Here is an 18,998-nt window from a genome sequence, read left to right as displayed (position 1 = left end):
GCAAAGAGAACGCGCGGCCGCCCCGTTTCTGGTCGAGTCTTGATGATCAACTCCTTTTCCGTTCACCAGATCGATGCCTGGTCCTCCCCAGCGTCGCACCATCGATAGGCACCGCTCATTTCGCACCCCCACCTACACAGCGACGAGGTCTCCCCACCGAAGTGCGATGGGGGGAGAGTACCATCCGATGCGGGCCTGTCACGGGGGTTCCGACGGGTTGACCGTAGCGCTTACAGTGCCCCGATCCCGGGGATCGCGCACCGCGAGGTCCGCGTGTTCTACAGCTATCGGTGTGGCACCGCTCTGCGGGTTCGGCCGCGCCACCCTGGACCGGCAACCCTGAACTCGCGTCGTCGCGCAACGTCGCAGAGACAGTCGCGACACGCTCTCCCCCACCGGAGTACAAGTCCAGATCGACCAAGTCGGTCACGATCGAACGCTCATCTCAAAGAAGCGCACACGAGCATGCACGGCATCTTGACCCAGGGACCGGGTACGGCCGACGCCGATATTGTGCGCGTGGATGTCGAGGTTGGTGCCGTCGACCGAGGCCGGGCTGACAAGAAGAAATGGTTCGGCCGCATTTCCTGCAACAAGGCGATAGCTGACCCCGTCGAGCACAACCGCGAAAGTGGTCAGCGGAACGATAGTGCCGTCGAAGAGTCGGTCGACGACAGTCGGCTCCAGATCGATCGCCGCCAGGATCGCTATGTCGGACCCGCTTGGCGCCGGGACTCTGACCGAATTGTTGTTGCCGACATGGACTTCCGATAGTGGGATGAGCGGTCCACAGCGGGAGCGGGTGCGGGTGAACAGCGCCCAGTGGTTCTCGACGCCGCTGAGCGTGTAATTGCACAGCAGCGCACGCGAATACAGTGGTGACTCCTGCGTGCCGAGCCGATTGTCGATACCGGTCGCAGGCAACTTGGCGGACACGCGCGATAGGACAAACTCAGGTCCTTCGGCCAGCCTATCGCTGTTCAGGCGATCGAGCGACGGCGTGTACGCCGAGTAGGTTGCGAACACCGGCGCCGGACGCCACGCGAGGTCGTAGGCCCACACGACCGACGTCTCGTCGGGGTCGATGTGAACCGTTTGTGAGCCAATGGTTTTGATGAAGCGCTCCGGGACGACGTATGTCGCACGCTGATTCGCCTTGGCGTGTTCGATCCGTTGCTCCACGCGTCCCGGCACGGCGAGTGTGAGTAGGCGGTCGATCGACTGCGCAGGCCCCTGCACGGCAGTCTCGACCCGGCGGACGATAAGGAGGGCCCCGTCATTGAATGCGAAGACGAACACGACCGCAACCAGCACCCACACACGTCGCCGCGTAGGAAGACCCGGAGCGAGCACCACCGCAACTACGATCACACCCAGCAACATGCTGAAGTGCCATATGTCGAACCGTCCGAACGCGCTCTTGAAGGTGATCAGGGTTAGCACGCCGACGAGAAGCACGAAGCTGCGCGGAATTTGCGGGACGCCACGCACAAACGTCACGAATAGCGCCGTGATCCACGCAGCGCTCAACACGAGCGCCGGGACGGCCAACCGCGTGAGGGGCAATGCTTGCGACCCGTTGTAACCCGAAAGGATTTCACTGCTGGACGTGAGCCAGGCGGTCAGGTTCCCCACTCGTTGGCCGGTCAGGACCCACCCAAGAGCGGCTGACGCCGCGAACGTGGCCACCGTGGCGCAATGCCGCCCCATAGCGCGCCAGCCAAGCAACAACGACGCGACCAGCGCGATGACCAGGACAGTGAGGCCGGTGTTGAACTTCACCAGTAGTTGCAGCCCTGAGACGGCGCCCAGCACACAGCAGGTGATGAGGACCGTCGACCGCTTGGGGTCCTGCTGCAGGATCGGGATCGATGCCCAGGTGAACGCCGCGAGAATGACCAACTCGGGATACATCATGCCCAACGCGGTTCCATGACCCACTTGGAGAATGGCCGCCATCCAGGTGGCAAAAAACGCACCGATAAGTGACGTCATCGATCTGCAACGCTGCCTCAGCACCGCGGCGATCCCAAGGAATAGCGCAGCGACGACGAAGAACTGGTAGACCGTGGCGAGCACTGCCTGACCGAACGAGTAGTAGGCGGTGGTTTGGAGGTATCCGAGGGGACCGTAGGTGAACACCACCCCAGGACCCCAGGGAATGTGCTGGATCGGGGCCAGCGCGACGACCGCTTCCCAGGATGGATCGAGACCGACGCTGGCCTCGACCGAGGACTGCGGCGCTATGACCAATGCGGCGACCACGGCCGCAAGGCCCCGTTGCCAACGAGTTGAGCCCCACGTCGTGTTCGAAGACCACGTTCTGATGCGCTCCAAGCGCTCTGCCACCACAGTCACCGCCAAACTAGCAATCCCACTTTCACCTGCTGGCCGCAGTTCTGTTGGCGCGCGCCGCCGCCGGCCAGTCACAGCGGCTACGGCCCGACAGGCATCTCGTAGAAGCGCAGTCGTGCGGTGGCGAAAGGCTGATCTAGGTTTATGCTGCGACCGACGCCGATCCTTTGGGCGTGGATCTGCAGGTTCGTGCCAGCGACCGAAGCAGGGGTGCTGACCAGAAATGGCTCAGCTGCGTTCTTGGCTATGAGGCGATAGGTGACCCCATCGACCACGAGCGTGAGGGTGGTCAACGGAAGGACCTCTCCCTGGAAGAGCAGGTCTTTCACACTTAGATCCAGATCGATTCCCATCAGGACCCCTTTGTCCGGTCCGCAAGGGACGGGAACCTTGATCGCCTCACGCTCCTGGACAGGGATCTCCGACAGCTTGGTGAGGGGCCCGCCGTGGGGTCCGGTGCGGGTGAAGAGCGCCCAGCGGTCCTCGATGCCGCTCAGGATGTAGTTGCACAGCAGCGCGCGCGAATACTTGAGCGATTCCTGCACGCCAAGCCGGCCGTCGAGGCCGGTAGCGGGTGAGGCCGCTGACGACCGGGACAGCACGAATTGCGGCCCCTTAGCGGGTGATTTGCCATTCAGGCCATCGAGCATTGGTGTGAGAGCCTGATAGGTCTGGAAGACAGGCGCCGGGCGCCACGCGCTCATCGGTCGCTCCAATTCACCTTAACGACATAGCCTTTCGCGCCCAACTCCGACGGTTCCCGAGCCCACGTCGGCGCGTGAGCTGTGCGGCTGCTAGCGCCGCCACCCCACCGCCGGTCCAACGTAGCATCGGGCCCCGCATGGCCAGCCCGTACCAGTGCAGATACGCAGGGAGCCAACCGACCAGATCGAACTTGCTGGTGCCGGCGGTCCGGTCATGCCAACTGCTGGGGACCTCGTCGATGCGATAGCCCAGCAGATGCGCCTTTGTCGTGAGCTCCAGGCCGACTTCGAACCCACGCACGCTCTCCACCGGGACATCCTCGAGAAAACGACGGCTGTATGCACGAAAGTTAGTGGTGGCATCGTGGGTCGGTAGCCGACCCACGTAGTGCAGGCTGAGTCCCGCGGTCCGTGACATCAAGGTCTTCAATCGAGGTCCGCCATGCTGGGAGCCGCCGGACATATACCGAGACCCGCTGACGACGTCGGCTCCCTCTTCCCGAATCTTGGCCGCCATCAGCGGAATTGCCGAAGGAGGATCCGACAGATCGGCCATGCTGGTGACGACCACGTCGCCACGTGCGGAGGCGAAGCCGGCGATCAGCGCATTTGCCACACCTTTGCCCAGCGAGTTGTGGACCAGCCGCACGGTGGTCGGTTTGTCGGGCATGGCGGCAAGTACCGGCAGCGTGGTGTCCTCGTCGAAGTCGTAGCACACCAGCAGTTCGTGTGGTGTGTCCGCTAACGCCTCCGTGAGCCGCCTGACGCAGACTTGAATATTCTCGCCCTCGTTGTACACCGGAATGACGACACTGATCAGGCGCTCGTCAGCGGTCTCCGATCGCGGCTTGCGGGCGCGGATCACGAACTGCCTGCCGAACATCCGCCACGCCATTTTGGACCCCAGATACAGCTGCACCAAGATCGGCGCTTGCGGCCAAGGCGACGACGACGTGTACGGCAGGAAACGGTCGTAGGACTCCATGATGTCGAACTGATTGAACTTCAGTAGCTCGATCAGTGAACGATCACTGATCGGCACCGCATGGTCCCAGAAGTCCCAATAGTCGCCTGGGACGAATCGAATGTTCGGACCCATTGCGATAAGCTGCCCGCCCGGCTTGAGCACCCGGCGTGCCTCGGCGATGGTCCGCTCAACCTCTGCCTTGGTCTGCAGATGCTCCAACAAGTTGCTGGTGAAGACGACGTCCACCGAGCCATCCTCGAGGAAGCCGAGGTCGTCGGCGCGACCCTTGTGGAACTCGACCTCAGGCTCAAGCATGGCGGCGCTGTCCGGATTCAGATCGACGCCGATTCGGCGGGCGGCGCGCACGTGATTCAGGAATTCGCCATACCCACAGCCCAGATCGACCACCGTATCGCTGCGCCTGATCCGGGCTTGGAAGAAGTTGCGAACCAGTACACCCCAGATGGCAGATCGCGACTCCCGCGCGTGTCCGAAGCGATTGCGGTAGAGCTGCTTCAGGTCGGGGTCACCTCGCATGGCGTCGTTGTGGGTAGCACCGACCCATGTCAGATGGTTCCCGCCGCAACGGCATTGACGACCCAGGGTATGACCTCGTCCAGCATGGTATCCAGCGAGGTGGTCGCCGAGTAGTCGAGCACCTCGGATGCCTTGTGCACCTCCGGGGAGCGTAGCTGGACGTCGTGCTCGAACGGCGGATCGCTTTCGTAGCGAAAGGGTGTGTCGGGACGCATCTTGCGCCAGATCAGTTCGGCGAGTTGCACCACCGTGGTGGCCTCAGGGGTGGAGAGGTTGAAGTCGTCGTTGAGCGCGGCCGGATGCTCCATGCAGGTGCGAATGCCTCTGGCCAGGTCGCCGCCGTAGGTGTAGTGGCGCACCTGAGTGCCATCCCCAAGGATGTGCAGCGGGTCTTGGCCCTTGGCTACCTTTTGGATCAGATCCGGCACAACGTGGCTCATCGCGAGTTTGACGTTGCCGCTTGGAATTTCGCGCCCACCCAGCGCCCGCTGCTCGCCCGTCCCCACACAATTGAACGGGCGAATGATCGTGTACGGAAGACCGTATTGCTCGTAGGCGCCGTGCGCAAAATACTCGCAGGCCAGTTTTTGGAAGCCGTAAGTGCTTGTCGGAGGCGGGCATTCGGTGATGTGCTTCTCCGGCGTCGGGAACACAGACGCGTTCTCGAACACCATCGACGAACTAATCACGTTGATCTTCTTGAGCCAGCCCTTCTTGTATGCATAGATCGCAGTATCGAAGTGCGCCGCCGCGATGCGCTCGTTTTCGGCCAGCAAGTCATAGGCATACTCGTGGAAGTAGGTAATGCCGCCGATGCGGGCCGCACTGGCCACCATCTGGTCGCAGCCCTCGACCAGCTTGAACATCAGATCAACGTCTTTGACGTCGCCCTCGACGAAGTGGTAGCGCGGGTGATCGTCGTAGCTCTTCGAGACCTTGCCGTACTTCGAGTAGTTGTCGATCCCGACGACTTCGTGGCCGGCGCGAAGCAGCTCGTCGACAACGTAGCCGTTGATGAATCCCGCACTGCCGGTTACGAGTACCTTCACTGGACCGCTGCTCCCGTCCCCAGAGTCACCAAGTACGCGCCATTGCGTGCGTCTTCGTCAAGCTCGCTGACATCCAGGCAGCCCCAGACATCTTCGACTATCTTGCCCCGCGGCACCCGGAGATCGCGGTAGTCAGAGTGGGGCACACCGACGACCAACACATCGGCCCGCTCCACGACGGTGTCGAGCGGGTGGTAATCCTTGCCCTCCAGGAACGGGTCGTGCAGCAGCACTTCTTTGGCTTCGAGGATCAACAGATGCCTCAGCTTGAAGCTGAGTGAGTCGCGCGTGTCATCGCAGTCGGCCTTGAATGTCATGCCCAGGATGCCAACGGTCTTGTCGCGCAGGTTCACCCGACGCTTGAGCATGTTGACGATGAACTGCGGCTGGCCTTCGTTGATGAGCATGGCCGCGTGGCCCAACATAAAGTTGTTGTTGCTGAAGGCCGCGAGCTGCATGGTGTCCTTCAGCAGACACGGCCCGGCCGCCAGTCCGGCTTTCGGCATGCTGTCGACCCGGCCATTCTTGTACGTCGCCGCATGGTGGACGCGATCGAAGTCGAGTCCCGCTTCACGGCTGAGCAGGTAAAACTGGTTGGCGACCGCGAACTGAATGTAGCGGTAGCTGTTGCAGAACAGCTTGGCCAGCTCAGCCTCCTGCGGCTCGACCTCGATGATCTCGCTGGTAATCCGCGAGAATAACTTGCGGACCACCCGAACGCCCTCGTCGTCGAATCCACTGATGATTTGGGGAATCATCCGCAGCTCGCGAATTGAGTGCCCTTGTGCGATGCGTTCCGGACAGAACGTCACATGAACGCCAATGCCGCGCTCCTGGAACAGGTCGTGGACGCGTTGGGTCAGTCCCGGGTAGACAGTGCTTCGCAGAACGAGGGTCTGCTCGTCGTGGAAGTAGGGACTGATCTCGTCGATGATGCGAAAGAACGCGTGCGCCTGCGGGGTCAGGTATTCGTCGACCGGTGTCCCAACGACACAGATCACGATGTCGGCATTCCTGACTGCCCATGAATCCGTGGTCGCACAGATACGCCCCGTCGGCAACAGGCGCTTCAGCAGGTCTTCGGCGCCGTTCTCGATGAACGGCATCCGGCCGGCCATGATGGTTTTCAATGCCTCGGCGTTGGTGTCCAAGATATCGACGTTGAAACCCACGTCGGCCAGCACCAGGGCGAGCGGCAGGCCGACATGGCCGGCGCCGCCGATGATGCAGATGCGTTCAGATGGTGCAGTTGATCCGTTTTCCCCCACGTTTGCACCCAAGGCAAATTCCTTACGTAGATCGATATTGCGTGTTGGACCGTAAGAGATCGCCATTCAAAGAGTGGCGATTTCCGCCGCTACCTGTTAGGGCCGATCTTCCGGTGGCGCCGGTGGCAATCGGAGCCGCGCGATACAGCATTTCACACTTCAAGGCTCGACGACCTGGGATTTCGCAACTCTGCGATCAACTCGGCTTTGGGCGGCCAGCTATCCGGGGCTTCCTCGGATTCCCGAGACGGCTCAGTTGGGAGTACGCAGGCAGGCTTGCGCAGGTACGACACGATGACTGCCACGGTGGCGATCAGCCACAGGATTGGCACCAGCAGCAGCGTGCTGGAAAGCATCGGTTCGGTCACGACCTCGATTCCCGGCAGCCCCAACTGCCCCACGATCTTCCCATGGTATGACGAGCCCGGCACGATCATGTGGGCGATGCTCAGGGCCGTGGCGATCGTCACCAACACTCCAACTGCGCGGCGGCGGCCGCCGACCGTGGCGTACCGGTCGAAAATTCCGGATCCGGGCGGTCCGTCCGGGTCCCGGACCACCAGCGCGGCGATCGGTAGCGCGAACACCAGATAGTAGGGGTGAGTCAGGGCGGGGAACAGCGACGCCGTAGTCAGTACGACGATCCCCGCCATGACAGGGGGAATGCGGCGTCCAAGAGCGATCACCGCGGCCACGACACCGACGAGGATCACGTACCCGACGAGCGATCGCAGATCCAAGAGAAAGCCATCCGGTATCGTGCCGCCGTTGGCTCTCGCCGCAATGTAATCGGGGAACAGCAGGACCACCCGTCCGAACGACACATTGATCCCCCCAACGAGTCGCTGGAACGCGCCGGCCTCGACGGTACCGTGCATCGATTGCATGACCGTCTGCGGGAAGTCGTGTGGCCACAGTAGATATGCGGCAAAGTTGAAAAAAACCGAACCGGCCACCGCGATACCGCCCCACCGCCATTGCCGAGCCGCGAAGAGTACGACCGCCAACACCACGAACTGCGGTTTTACCAGCGCCGCCAGGATGATCATGATCGCGGCGAGTCTCCACCGGCCGCGGCACAGGGCGACCAGATAGACCAGCGCGATCGGCACGACGAACCCCACGGAGTTACCTCGATCGATGGCCATCCATGCTGGGATGGCCGCGATGCCGCACGCTATGAAGATGACCAGTCGCTCGTAGCCGTGTCCACTGCGCGAGGCCCACGCGGCAGGACTAAAGACAGCCATCGACAACGCGAGCAGGTAGCCGAGCAACCCGATTCGCGGCGCGTGCAGCCATTGACCGAGCAACCCAAAGGCCATGTGCGGCACCATCCCTGCGGGCGGGTAGTTGTTCTGGAACGGCACGTGGTCGGCTGAGGTCCATGCCGGGTAGGGCTCCCACGGATTGGACCGCAACCCGAGGGTCACCGGCATCGTGTAGTCGCTGAAGCAGTGTCGGCCGACGTTCATCCCCCAATCCAGGTAGCAGTCATGCGGGACAAAAATCAGCGAGGAAGGGACGTCGATCGAGTAGTACTGGGTGAGAACAAATCCCGTCACCACCGAAATTGTCGTGGCCACCAGGACGATGCCGAGCAGGAGGCTGCGCTCGGATTGGCCGACGATCACGACATAGCGTTGTCGGATCGCCGACTTCACACCCCGCACAACCGCTACGGGTCGCTTCACGGAATTCTCCCCCGTTCTCGAGCTGTGGGTGCCAGGACCAGGGCGCGCCCCCAACGCAGCCGCTCGGCAGTTTAGCCCAATAGCGTGCCTCGCGACCCGAGATTCAAAAGTCTTGACGAGCGGTCCACAACACCGGCGAAAGTTCCCCCACCAGGTTGTCGGCGCGGGCTATCCTCAGCGCCGCTGGCCCGAAAAGGAACCTAAGGGGACACGATGAGTAATCACACCTACCGCGTGATCGAGATTGTCGGAACCTCTCCCGAGGGCGTTGACGCGGCTGTCCGCAACGGTCTGGAGCGTGCGGCGCAGACCATGCGCGGCCTCGACTGGTTCGAAGTGGAGTCGATTCGTGGTCACCTGGTGGACGGCGCCGTTGGGCACTTCCAGGTGACGATGAAAGTCGGCTTCCGTCTGGAAGATTCTTAGTACGGCGGTTAGCCCGCCACGGCTCCCAGCTCGGCGAACGGCGCCCCGAACTCGCTTACCCGCTCGAAGCCGCGTCTGCGGGCACGCGCGACACCTTGCCGGATGAGGTTGCCCAGGGTGGCCAACCCGACGTGATCGGCCACCAAGAACGGCGACAACAGCCGGTTGTGCACGTACGCGAAGGCCATTCCGGTAGCCGGGTCGGCCCAGCCAACAGACCCGCCCATCCCGACGTGGCCAAAGCCTGGCATCACGTTGCCGAAGGGCACGCAGTGGTAGCCGAGATGGAACGACAACGGCACCAGGAGGTTTCGGTCCATCCGCAGGCTCGGACGGCCGGTCAGCCCCGCGACGATCCCGCGCGAGAGCAACCGAGTGCCGTCAATTTCGCCGCCATTGGCGATGGCACCGTACATTTTGGCCAGGCCGCGGGCCGTCACCACCCCGTTGGCTGCCGGCATCTCAGCGTCCAGCAGCGGAATCTCGCCGCGCACAGCCGCCAGGACGCCACGGAAGTACATAGAACGGAATGCACCGGACAGACGGTCGGCGACCTTGTATGCCGCATAGTTGAGCCACGGATGTCCGGAAATGTTCTGCGGCATGATGATTTCGGCGACCCGGGTGGCCGCCTCCGCGGGCGGCCGGCCCAGGTGCAGGCCGTCAGTGCCCAATGGCTCGGCAAGCTCCTCGCGGATCAGCATCCGCATCCCCTTGCCGGTCACCGCCCGCGCCAGCCCGGACATCAGCCATCCGAAGGTCAGCGCGTGGTACGCGGGTTTGCCCAGCAGGCGTCCGGGAGCCGCCGCCGCCAATCGCTCCTCCATTTCGACGTGATCCAGCAAGTCTCTTTGCGTCGCGCCGCGCAAGCCCGACAACCCGGCCTGGTGCCGCATCACGTCACGAACGGACAGCGCCGCCTTGCCGTTGGCGCCGAACTCCCGCCAATACTCAGCAACGGGCGCGTCGTAGTCGATCAGCCCTCGGTCGGCCAGTCGGTGGATAACGGTGGAAGCCAATCCCTTGGTTGCCGAAAACACCATCGGCGCAGTATCTGGCGCCCATGGAACTTTGCCACCTCGGTCGGACCAGCCCGTCCACACGTCGACGACGGGTTGTCCGTCGAGATATACCGCCAGCGCCCCGCCACCGAATCGGCGATTGGGAAACATCTTGGCAAAGGCACGAACGACGCAAGCAAAGTTTGAGTCCGCCGCGCCGGACACACGATGACCCGCGTCAAGGGCATCGTGGGGAGGGACCGCACGGCGATCGACTCGGGTGTCAACCTTCACGAGGTTGAATTTACGTCGACTTCACACGTGTCGAATGGCAAACAAAGATTAATTTACCTTTCCGTTAGGAAGACGCCGTGTCCAGTATTTGCTGGGCCGCCATGGCCGGGGTCAACGCCCCCGATCGCACCTGGGCCTCGATGTCGGCGCGGATCTTTCGCACCGCAGGGTTGGACAACACCCGGTCCAAGACCGCGTCACGTACCATCTGCCAGGTCCAGTCGACCTGCTGGTCACGCCGGCGGGCCTCGAACTCGCCGGCGTCGGTCAGCACCTGACAATGCCGCTCGACGGTTTCCCATAGCTCGGTCAGGCCGCTCCCCTGGATCGCGCTCATGGTGAGAACTGGTGGCCGCCACAGTGTTTCGCGTGGATAGATCAGTCTGATCGCCGAGGATAACTCCCGAGCGGCCAACCGCGCGTCGCGCAGGTGCTCCCCGTCGGCCTTGTTGACCACCACGATGTCGGCCAGCTCCAGCACGCCCTTTTTGATGCCCTGCAACTGATCACCGGTCCGCGCCAGCGTCAACAACACGAAGGTGTCGACCATGTTGGCCACCGCGACTTCAGACTGACCTACACCCACGGTTTCGATCAGAATCACGTCAAAACCGGCTGCCTCCAATAGGACAACGGTCTCCCGGGTGGCCTTTGCCACCCCGCCCAACGTGCCCGAGGTTGGCGACGGTCGGATGTAGGCATCCGGATGCACTGACAGCCGGGCCATCCGGGTCTTGTCACCCAGGATCGAGCCGCCGCTACGGGTTGACGACGGGTCGACCGCCAACACCGCCACCCGGTGTCCCTGTTCGATGAGGTACACGCCGAGCGCTTCGATGGCGGTGGACTTGCCCACCCCCGGGACGCCGGTGATGCCGACGCGATGCGCCTTCCCGGATTCCGGCAGCAACGCCAGCAGCAGCCGCTGTGCCCGCTCACGGTGGTCGGCGCGGGTGGACTCCACCAGCGTGATGGCCCGTGGCAGTGCCGCGCGATCGCCGCTGCGCACTGCGGCCGCCAGTTGCTCAACCGTGTCGTTGCTTTCGGATGTCACTGCGCCCGCCTCGTTGAACGCGCCGAGCGTAACGTCACGGCGACAAAATGCGTGGAATTTCGCCGTGGCGTTACGCTCGCGGGAAAAAGTTGGCCGCACACTAGCCCAGCGTGTACCCAAGCCGGTCGGCGAGCTTGTGCAGCAAACCGATTGCGGCGTCGGCGATCACCGTCCCGGGCGGGAAGATCGCGGCGGCCCCGGCGGTGTACAGCTCGTCGAAGTCACCGGGTGGGATGACGCCACCGACCACGATCATGATGTCGGGCCGGCCCACCTCAGCCAGCGCGTCGCGGAGCGCGGGCACCAGCGTGAGATGCCCCGCGGCCAGTGAAGAAACACCGATCACGTGCACGTCGTTGTCGGCGGCCTGGCGCGCCACCTCCTCGGGCGTGGAGAACAGCGACCCGACGTCGACGTCGAACCCTATGTCGGCGAAGGCCGTTGCGATCACCTTCTGACCGCGGTCGTGACCATCCTGGCCCATCTTGGCTACCAGGATGCGCGGCCGGCGACCGTCAGCCTCGGCGAACTTCTCCGCAAGTTGGGTGGCTTGAGAAAGCGGTGCGATGTTTCCGCCTCCTTTGACTTCGTCACGGTAGACCCCGGCGATAGTACGGATCTCCGCCTTGTGACGTCCGTATACCTTCTCCAGCGCGTCGGAGATCTCGCCGACGGTGGCCTTGGCGCGGGCCGCATCGATCGCCAGGGCCATCAGGTTGTTGCCCAGTCCGTCTGCACCGGCACGGCCGTGGGCGGCGGCGGCACGGCTCAGCTCGGCCAACGCGGCGTCGACCTTGGACTGGTCCCGGCTTTGGCGCAGCTCTTGCAGTTTGGCGAGCTGCTCGGCCCGCACCCGGCTGTTCTCGACCTTGAGTACCTCGATCTCGTGATCCTCGTCGACCTGGTATTTGTTGACCCCGACCACCGGCTGCTGACCCGAGTCGATCCGGGCCTGGGTGCGCGCGGCCGCCTCCTCGATGCGCAGCTTGGGTATGCCGTCGCTGATGGCCTGGGCCATGCCGCCGTGCTCGGCGACCTCGGCCAGGTGGGCCCTGGCCCGCCGGGCGAGCTGATGGGTCAGCCACTCCACGTAATAGGAACCGGCCCAGGGATCGATCGGCCGCGTGGTGCCCGACTCCTGTTGCAGCACCAGCTGGGTGTTGCGGGCGATGCGGGCGGAGAAGTCGGTGGGCAGCGCAAGCGCCTCGTCGAGCGCGTTGGTGTGCAGCGACTGCGTGTGCCCCTGGGTCGCGGCCATCGCCTCGATGCAGGTACGGGCGACGTTGTTGAACACGTCCTGGGCGGTCAGCGACCAGCCCGACGTTTGCGAATGGGTGCGCAATGACCTGGATTTCGGGCTTTGGGTTCCGAATTCGGCGACCAGCTCGCTCCACAGCAGCCGGCCGGCCCGAAGCTTGGCGATCTCCATGAAAAAGTTCATGCCGATGCCCCAGAAAAAGGACAGCCGGGGCGCGAACTGGTCGATGTCCAACTCGGCGTCCAGACCGGCCTTGATGTATTCGACGCCGTCAGCAAGGGTGTAAGCCAACTCCAAATCCGCTGTGGCACCGGCTTCTTGGATGTGATATCCGGAGATCGAGATGGAGTTGAACTTCGGCATCTTGGCGCTGGTGTAGGCGAAGATGTCGGAGATGATCCGCATCGACGGCTTTGGCGGATAAATGTAGGTGTTGCGGACCATGAATTCTTTGAGGATGTCGTTCTGGATGGTGCCGGCCAGTTTCTCAGGCGGCACTCCCTGCTCCTCGGCGGCAACGACATACAGCGCCAGGATCGGCAGCACCGCGCCGTTCATCGTCATCGACACGCTTACCGTCGACAGGTCGATTCCGTCGAACAACTGCCGCATGTCGAGGATGGAATCGATTGCCACACCGGCCATTCCGACGTCCCCTTGGACGCGGGGATGGTCGGAGTCGTAGCCGCGGTGGGTGGCCAAGTCGAAGGCCACCGACAGCCCCTTTTGACCCGCGGCCAGGTTGCGGCGGTAGAACGCATTGGACTCGGCGGCGGTGGAGAATCCGGCGTATTGGCGGATGGTCCACGGCTGATTGACATACATCGTCGGATAGGGTCCGCGCACAAACGGGGGCTCGCCGGGAAAGCTGTTGAGCGGGTAGCCGTCAGCTTCGGCTGCGGCACGATCGGCGGCGATGTAAACCGGTTTGACGTCAATGCCTTCCGGCGTGTGCCACAGCAACTGCTCGGGGGTGTACCAGTGCGCTCGCGCGGCGGCGGCGACGTGCTGTCGCACCTGGTCCTCGGTGGGCGGTGCTATGGTCCGATCGCTGCGCAACGGAACTTGGGCGAAATTGCCAATAGCGGGAACTGTGGCCGTCATCTAAGCCCCCAACCGGGTAAGCAGATTCGAAAGCGTTTCAACCGCATTGATTTTCGTGGTCAGATATTCGTCGGGACGGTGCTGGGCGTTGCCGAGCGCCTTTTCGGGTCCCGCTAGGTACACCCACTCGATGCCGGCGTTTCGGGCTGCCTGGACAACGTCGGCGGCCTCGTCCCCGTAGCGCTTGTCGGTGCCGCAGATCACCGCTACCGTCGGTGACCCCGCGTCTGTGACGGCCTCACCGACAGCTTCGGCGTCGACGGTTCCGGGGTTGACCGCCTCGATGCCGCCCGATGCCAACAGGTTTGTCGCGAAGGTGGTCCGACTGTTGTTTTCGGCCAATGGCCCCAGGGGCAGCAATAGCACCTGCGGCCGTTTGTCCTCCTTCGCAAGGTAGACGTCCGATCGATCGCGCAATGCCTCGAACTCGGCAGCGTAGCGCACCACGTGCCCGGCTCTGCGCAGTGAATCACCCTGCGGCAGTGGGGTTTCGCCGAGATTTGGGAATTCATTGACTCCGGTGATCGCGATGCGGCGATGCGCGATGTCGTCGGCGCGTCTTACGGCCAGCTCGGCGATCTGGCCGGCCAAATAGTCGTGGGCGGCGACGAATCCGCCGCGCGCCTCGATGTCCTGGAAATGGCTCCAGGCCTGTTGGGCCAGCTGTTCGGTGAGCTCCTCGACGAACCACGACCCGCCGGCGGGATCCAGTACCCGGCCGACGTGTGACTCTTCCAAGAGCAGCAGCTGGGTGTTGCGGGCAATCCGGCGGGCGAAGCTGGTTGCCGTACCCGGCCAGCCACCGGGGATGGACACGTCGAACGCGTAGACCAGCACGGTGTCGGCGCCGCCGACGCCCGCGCCGAAGGCGGCCAACGTGCAGCGCAGCATGTTCACCCAGGGGTCGCGCTGGGTCATCATCGGCAGCGATGTCTCCGCGTGCACGACGGCCGCGCCGCCGTCCGGATCGCCCGCGACCTCGGCGACCCGCGCCCACAGCTGGCGCACGGCGCGCATCTTGGCCAGCGTCATGAACTGGTCGTCGTCAGCGGCTAGCCTAAGGCTGATCTGGCTAAGTGCCTCGCGGACTGAGATGCCGGATTCGGTGAGCATCCGCAGGTAGGCCACCGCCGCGGCGATCGTGGCCCCAAGCTCCCACGCAGCGGTGGCGCCCAGGTTGTGGAACGCGGGCCCGTCAACAGCGATCGCCCGCACGCCTTGGGTGCCAACCGCGCGTTTCGCGACCGCGACAACGTCCGCGACCGTCGCAGCGGTGCGGTCGCTCAACGTCGCCGTCAGCGGATCGGCACCCAGGTCTACCGACACCGTGGCGCGCTGGTCGTCGTCCACCCGGTCGACCAGCGCCAGCATCGCGTCAGCGGCCGCGGTGTAGTCGGCTCCCGCGTCGAGAATCACCGGCGCCATACCCAGGTAAACACCTTCAAGCAGCGCCTCGAGCTGGTCCACAGCCACGCCGGATTCCCCTACCCGCAGCAGCAGCGCGCTGACTCCCGCCCCCAAGGCGCTCAGCAGCGCCGCGTTCGCCTCACCCGGGGCGGTACCGGGCGCCGGGAACGCCTCGACCACCTTCCAGCCGGATTTGACGTCGCGCAGTGCGTCGCCGCCACGCACATAAGGCCACTGGCCCGGCAACGGCGGCTCCGGCAGTTCGTCGAACGCGGTGTAGAGCGCCCGGATGGCGAACCCGTCAGGGGTCGCGGTATCTAATAGCTGCTCGGGGTGGTCGCCGAGCTCGACGGGATCGCTACGGGTGCTCTTGGAAAGCACACCGGCGACCGCGGTGCGCCAACGCCCGCGAACCTGTTCTAGGTCGGCGAGCTCGGGTACATCAATGGACACCGACTGCTCCTATTTCCGCAGCAATTAGCGATGTTGCTTGGGCTTGCTTCGGGATTGTCACTTAACTAATAAGGCTAATTGATTCAGATGGCCAGATCGGCGCCCAGGTGCGGCAATCGAGGCCGGAGTGTGACGAAACGCCAGCCTGGGGAAACGAGTTATTCACGTTGACCCCGTACGCTCGGAAGACGTGACGGCTCCTGCCATCTGCAAAACCACCGAAACCGTGCGCGGTATCACCACCTCGCTCGGCGCGGCCGCGCGTCAGGCGTCGCTGCCGCGGATCGTGGGAACAGTGGTGGGAATCACAGTACTGGTAGCCGTCGCGCTGCTGGTTCCGGTGCCCACTGCGGTGGAATTGCGCGACTGGGCCAAGTCGCTGGGCGCATGGTTCCCGCTGGCGTTTCTGCTCGTGCATACCGTCGTCACGGTCCCGCCGTTCCCCCGCACCGCGTTCACGTTGGCCGCCGGGCTGTTGTTCGGCCCGGTGGTAGGCGTCGTCATCGCGGTGGTCGGCAGCACTGCTAGCGCGGTGATCGCGCTGTTGCTGGTGCGTGCGACCGGCTGGCAGCTGAACCGTCTGGTGCGCCGCCGAGCGATCGACCGGCTGGACGAGCGCCTGCGTGAGCGAGGCTGGCTGGCCATCTTGTCGCTACGGTTAATTCCCGTCGTCCCGTTCGCGGCGATCAACTACGCCGCCGGCGCCTCAGGCGTACGTGTCATGCCCTTCGCCTGGGCCACCTTGGCGGGCTTGCTCCCCGGCACCGCGGCGGTGGTCATCCTGGGCGATGCGTTCGCCGGGAACGGCAGCCCGTTGCTCATCCTGGTATCGGCATGCACCGGCGCGCTGGGGCTCGCTGGCCTGGTCTATGAGGTTCGGCACTACCGGCGCCAGCACCAGCGCAGCGAGGTTAACGAGGCTCACCCAGATGAGCCGGTGCCCGAGCCGGCCATCGCGCACTAAGCGCCCGCACGCCGAGTCTGCGCTGAGAGGCGCCCGATGCCAGGAAGGCGTCCCTGAGCGCAGGCTCGGCGTTTACCAACCCGGGCTCGATGGCTCAGCCGCCACGGGCAAGCTGAGCCGGAACTGCGCGCCGCCGTTGTGCGGCAGACACTCCAGCTCGCCACCGTGCGCGCGAGCCAGCGCCCGCGCGATCGACAAGCCCAGGCCGGCACCGCCGTGGTCACGGGCACGCCCAGCGTCAAGACGTACCAGGCGCTCGAAGATGCGGTAACGCTCGTCGTCGGGAACACCCGGCCCAGTGTCGGTGACGGTCACCTCGGCCACGCCGCGGCCGGTGCCGAGGTCGACCGTGATTGACCCACCCGCCGGGGTGTATCTGCGGGCGTTGTCGAGCAGGTTGGACAAGGTCTGCGCGACCCGGATGGGGTCGGCGTTGACCATTAACCGGGGTAGGCCGGTCCGGCCAACCGTCACCTGCGGCGCCAGCATGACCGTTCGCTCAACTTCGGCATCGACGACGGCGGCCAAGTCGGTGTCTCGAATATCGAGCGGAAGTCCGGCGTCGATACGACTCAGATCTAGCATGTCGGCGACCAGCCGTCCCGCTCGGCGCGCATCTGACAGCAGCAGGCTCGCCCGGCGGTACTGACCGCGCGCCTCGGGATCGGCTTGGTGCTGGCCGGCGCTGGCGGCGAGTTGTTCGGCGGCGGCATGGATACCGGCGATCGGGGTGCGCAGCTCGTGGGCGGCGTCGACAAGGAATTGCCGGGTCGCATTCTCGGCGCGCTGCGCGGCCTGCGCGGCTTGCTGAGCGCGTCGCTCGGAATCTTCCAGTGCGTCCAGCATCGCGTCGAAAGCGCTTGCCGCACGGCCAAGTTCGGTGTCCGTGCGATCGGGACGCAGCCGACGGCCGCGATCGCCGGTCGTGATGTTCTTGGCCAGAGTTGTGAGCCGGTCCAGCGGCCGCAATGCGGCCCGGCTGACCGCGACCAGCAGCAGCGCGGCCACCAGTAGAGTCGCGATTCCGGCCCCGATCATCAGCTGACGCAGCTGGCGCGTTACCTGCGTGGTCTGGGTGGTGTCGGCGATCAGGATCAGCCGGGAACCGTCGGGCAATGGGTGCACCACCGCGGTTGCGGTGGCCTGCGGCGGGAGACCTGGAGGCGCCACGAATGGCGGTCTCGGCGCACCGGGCGGTGGAGGCGGCGGTCCCGGATGCGGGCCAGGCGGAACAGGAGGCCAATCGCCGGGCCAGGCCGGCACCACCGGACCCGATTCGGTGTTGGGACTGACGCCGCGGTCACCGTAGGTCGCGCCGTCGGTGGTGATCAGCAGTGCGCGCACGCTCCCGCCGTTGAGCTGGGCGGCGAGCAGTTCCGGCGCCGTGTGGGCGGCCACCAACGCATCCGCGCGCGACGTGGCCGCGAGCAGCCGGTCGTGGAGATTTCGGCGGGCCTGCAGTCCCAGGCTCACGTCGATGGTGACACCCACCATCACCAGCAGTGCCGCCAACAACGCCACCACCAGCAAGGTCACCCGGCGCTGCAGCGACGGTGTCGGAGTCGCAGAGTCGGCGGTCATGACCCGCGCCGGCGACGATGCAGAGCGAAGCGATGAGGTGGGGGCACCTCCCGCTTGCGGGGGAGAGCGGCGCTCATGACCGATGCGGTTGCAGTCGATAGCCGATGCCCCGAACAGTGTGCAGAATCCGTGGCCCGTGTGCCTCGAGCTTGCGCCGTAACCCGCTGACGTGCACCTGCACCAGGTTGGGGTCGTAGGCGTCGTAGCCCCACACCGCGTCGAGGATCTGGCCGGCGTTGACAATGCGGCCCCGCTGTTCGACGAGAAAATGCAACAGCCGCAGTTCGGTCGCGGTCAGGTCCAGCGGGTGGCCGGCGCGTGCGGCCATGCCGGCATCAACGTCCAGCATCAGGTCGCCCACCTGAACCACCTTCGGCAACCGTCCTCGCCGGCGCAACACCGCGCCGACCCGCGACACGAGTTCGGCGAGTTCGAAGGGTTTGACCACGTAATCGTCGGCCCCGCCGTCAAGGCCACGCAACCGGTCCGGCAAACCATCGCGGGCGGTGATCAGCACGATGCCGATGTCGCCCCATTCGCGAATGACGTCGATCAGGGTGAATCCGTCGCGTCCCGGCAGCATGACGTCGAGCACTACCAGGTCCGGCCGCAGGCCTTCGAGGACGTCTTCCAATGCGTCCCCGTCGCAACGGGTATCGGTGTGGTAGCCGGCGTCGGCCAACGCCTCGCTGACCATTTCCCGGATGGTCTCGGAGTCCTCGACGACCAAGACCCGCGGTGAACCGACACTGAACTGATCGACCCGGCCACCGGCGGACCGCGTGCGCGAACAATCGGACATGGCCCCCATTGTCGACGCGTCGTTCGAGATCGGCCCGAGCCACGCTAGGTTCTTCACTACTCGCCACCAACGACATGGGG

The 18,998-nt window shown here is 64.5% G+C and carries 14 protein-coding genes; 2 read left to right on the top strand and 12 right to left on the bottom strand.

The features are described 5' to 3' along the window. Positions 1-426 precede the first annotated feature (426 nt). The 6 genes from AADZ78_RS11370 to AADZ78_RS11345 all read right to left on the bottom strand — a co-directional run bounded on the left by AADZ78_RS11370 (position 427) and on the right by AADZ78_RS11345 (position 8,574). On the bottom strand, positions 427-2,265 hold the full coding sequence (locus tag AADZ78_RS11370; RefSeq protein ID WP_239656751.1) for a hypothetical protein: 1,839 nt from the start codon (positions 2,263-2,265) through the stop codon (positions 427-429). 170 nt (positions 2,266-2,435) lie between these two features. Next, the gene (locus AADZ78_RS11365; RefSeq protein WP_085252222.1) at positions 2,436-3,059 is read right to left on the bottom strand and encodes a hypothetical protein; all 624 of its coding nucleotides are present in this window, start codon (positions 3,057-3,059) and stop codon (positions 2,436-2,438) included. 13 nt (positions 3,060-3,072) lie between these two features. Further along, the gene (locus AADZ78_RS11360) at positions 3,073-4,563 is read right to left on the bottom strand and encodes a glycosyltransferase (protein ID WP_085252221.1); all 1,491 of its coding nucleotides are present in this window, start codon (positions 4,561-4,563) and stop codon (positions 3,073-3,075) included. Between the two features lie 29 nt (positions 4,564-4,592). Next, on the bottom strand, positions 4,593-5,612 hold the full coding sequence (locus tag AADZ78_RS11355; protein WP_085252220.1) for an NAD-dependent epimerase/dehydratase family protein: 1,020 nt from the start codon (positions 5,610-5,612) through the stop codon (positions 4,593-4,595). Further along, on the bottom strand, positions 5,609-6,946 hold the full coding sequence (locus AADZ78_RS11350) for a nucleotide sugar dehydrogenase (protein WP_085252219.1): 1,338 nt from the start codon (positions 6,944-6,946) through the stop codon (positions 5,609-5,611). Before AADZ78_RS11350 ends, AADZ78_RS11355 begins: the two co-directional genes overlap by 4 nt. 86 nt (positions 6,947-7,032) lie before the next feature. Next, a complete protein-coding gene (locus tag AADZ78_RS11345) occupies positions 7,033-8,574 on the bottom strand; it encodes a glycosyltransferase family 87 protein (RefSeq protein ID WP_085252218.1) in 1,542 nt (513 codons plus the stop codon). 213 nt (positions 8,575-8,787) lie between these two features. Here AADZ78_RS11345 and AADZ78_RS11340 point away from each other — a divergent pair, with 213 nt between their 5' ends. Beyond that, entirely contained in the window at positions 8,788-9,000 is a 213-nt protein-coding gene (locus AADZ78_RS11340) for a dodecin (protein ID WP_085252217.1), read from the top strand. An 8-nt stretch (positions 9,001-9,008) separates the two neighbouring features. On the opposite strand, the gene AADZ78_RS11335 is transcribed toward AADZ78_RS11340, so the two are convergent. From AADZ78_RS11335 to mutA, 4 genes are all read right to left on the bottom strand, one after another. Then, positions 9,009-10,295, bottom strand: coding sequence for a serine hydrolase domain-containing protein (locus AADZ78_RS11335; RefSeq protein ID WP_085252216.1), 1,287 nt, complete (start codon positions 10,293-10,295; stop codon positions 9,009-9,011). Between the two features lie 64 nt (positions 10,296-10,359). Further along, complete coding sequence (gene meaB / locus AADZ78_RS11330) at positions 10,360-11,349, bottom strand: methylmalonyl Co-A mutase-associated GTPase MeaB (RefSeq protein ID WP_085252234.1); 990 nt, start codon at positions 11,347-11,349, stop codon at positions 10,360-10,362. Between the two features lie 100 nt (positions 11,350-11,449). Next, positions 11,450-13,711, bottom strand: coding sequence for a methylmalonyl-CoA mutase (scpA, locus tag AADZ78_RS11325; protein ID WP_085252215.1), 2,262 nt, complete (start codon positions 13,709-13,711; stop codon positions 11,450-11,452). Then, complete coding sequence (gene mutA / locus AADZ78_RS11320; RefSeq protein WP_085252214.1) at positions 13,712-15,571, bottom strand: methylmalonyl-CoA mutase small subunit; 1,860 nt, start codon at positions 15,569-15,571, stop codon at positions 13,712-13,714. It lies immediately after the preceding gene. 190 nt (positions 15,572-15,761) lie between these two features. Here mutA and AADZ78_RS11315 point away from each other — a divergent pair, with 190 nt between their 5' ends. Next, positions 15,762-16,535, top strand: coding sequence for a TVP38/TMEM64 family protein (locus tag AADZ78_RS11315; protein WP_085252213.1), 774 nt, complete (start codon positions 15,762-15,764; stop codon positions 16,533-16,535). Between the two features lie 72 nt (positions 16,536-16,607). On the opposite strand, the gene AADZ78_RS11310 is transcribed toward AADZ78_RS11315, so the two are convergent. Further along, positions 16,608-18,116: a HAMP domain-containing sensor histidine kinase gene (locus tag AADZ78_RS11310; RefSeq protein WP_085252212.1), complete on the bottom strand. Its 1,509-nt coding sequence runs from the start codon at positions 18,114-18,116 to the stop codon at positions 16,608-16,610. 73 nt (positions 18,117-18,189) lie between these two features. Further along, on the bottom strand, positions 18,190-18,927 hold the full coding sequence (locus AADZ78_RS11305) for a response regulator transcription factor (RefSeq protein WP_085252233.1): 738 nt from the start codon (positions 18,925-18,927) through the stop codon (positions 18,190-18,192). Positions 18,928-18,998 lie beyond the last annotated feature (71 nt).

The organism is Mycobacterium riyadhense (genome assembly GCF_963853645.1).
Classification (GTDB): domain Bacteria; phylum Actinomycetota; class Actinomycetes; order Mycobacteriales; family Mycobacteriaceae; genus Mycobacterium; species Mycobacterium riyadhense.
Note: the sequence above shows the minus strand (reverse complement) of the source record. Positions and strands in the feature narration are given on the sequence as shown.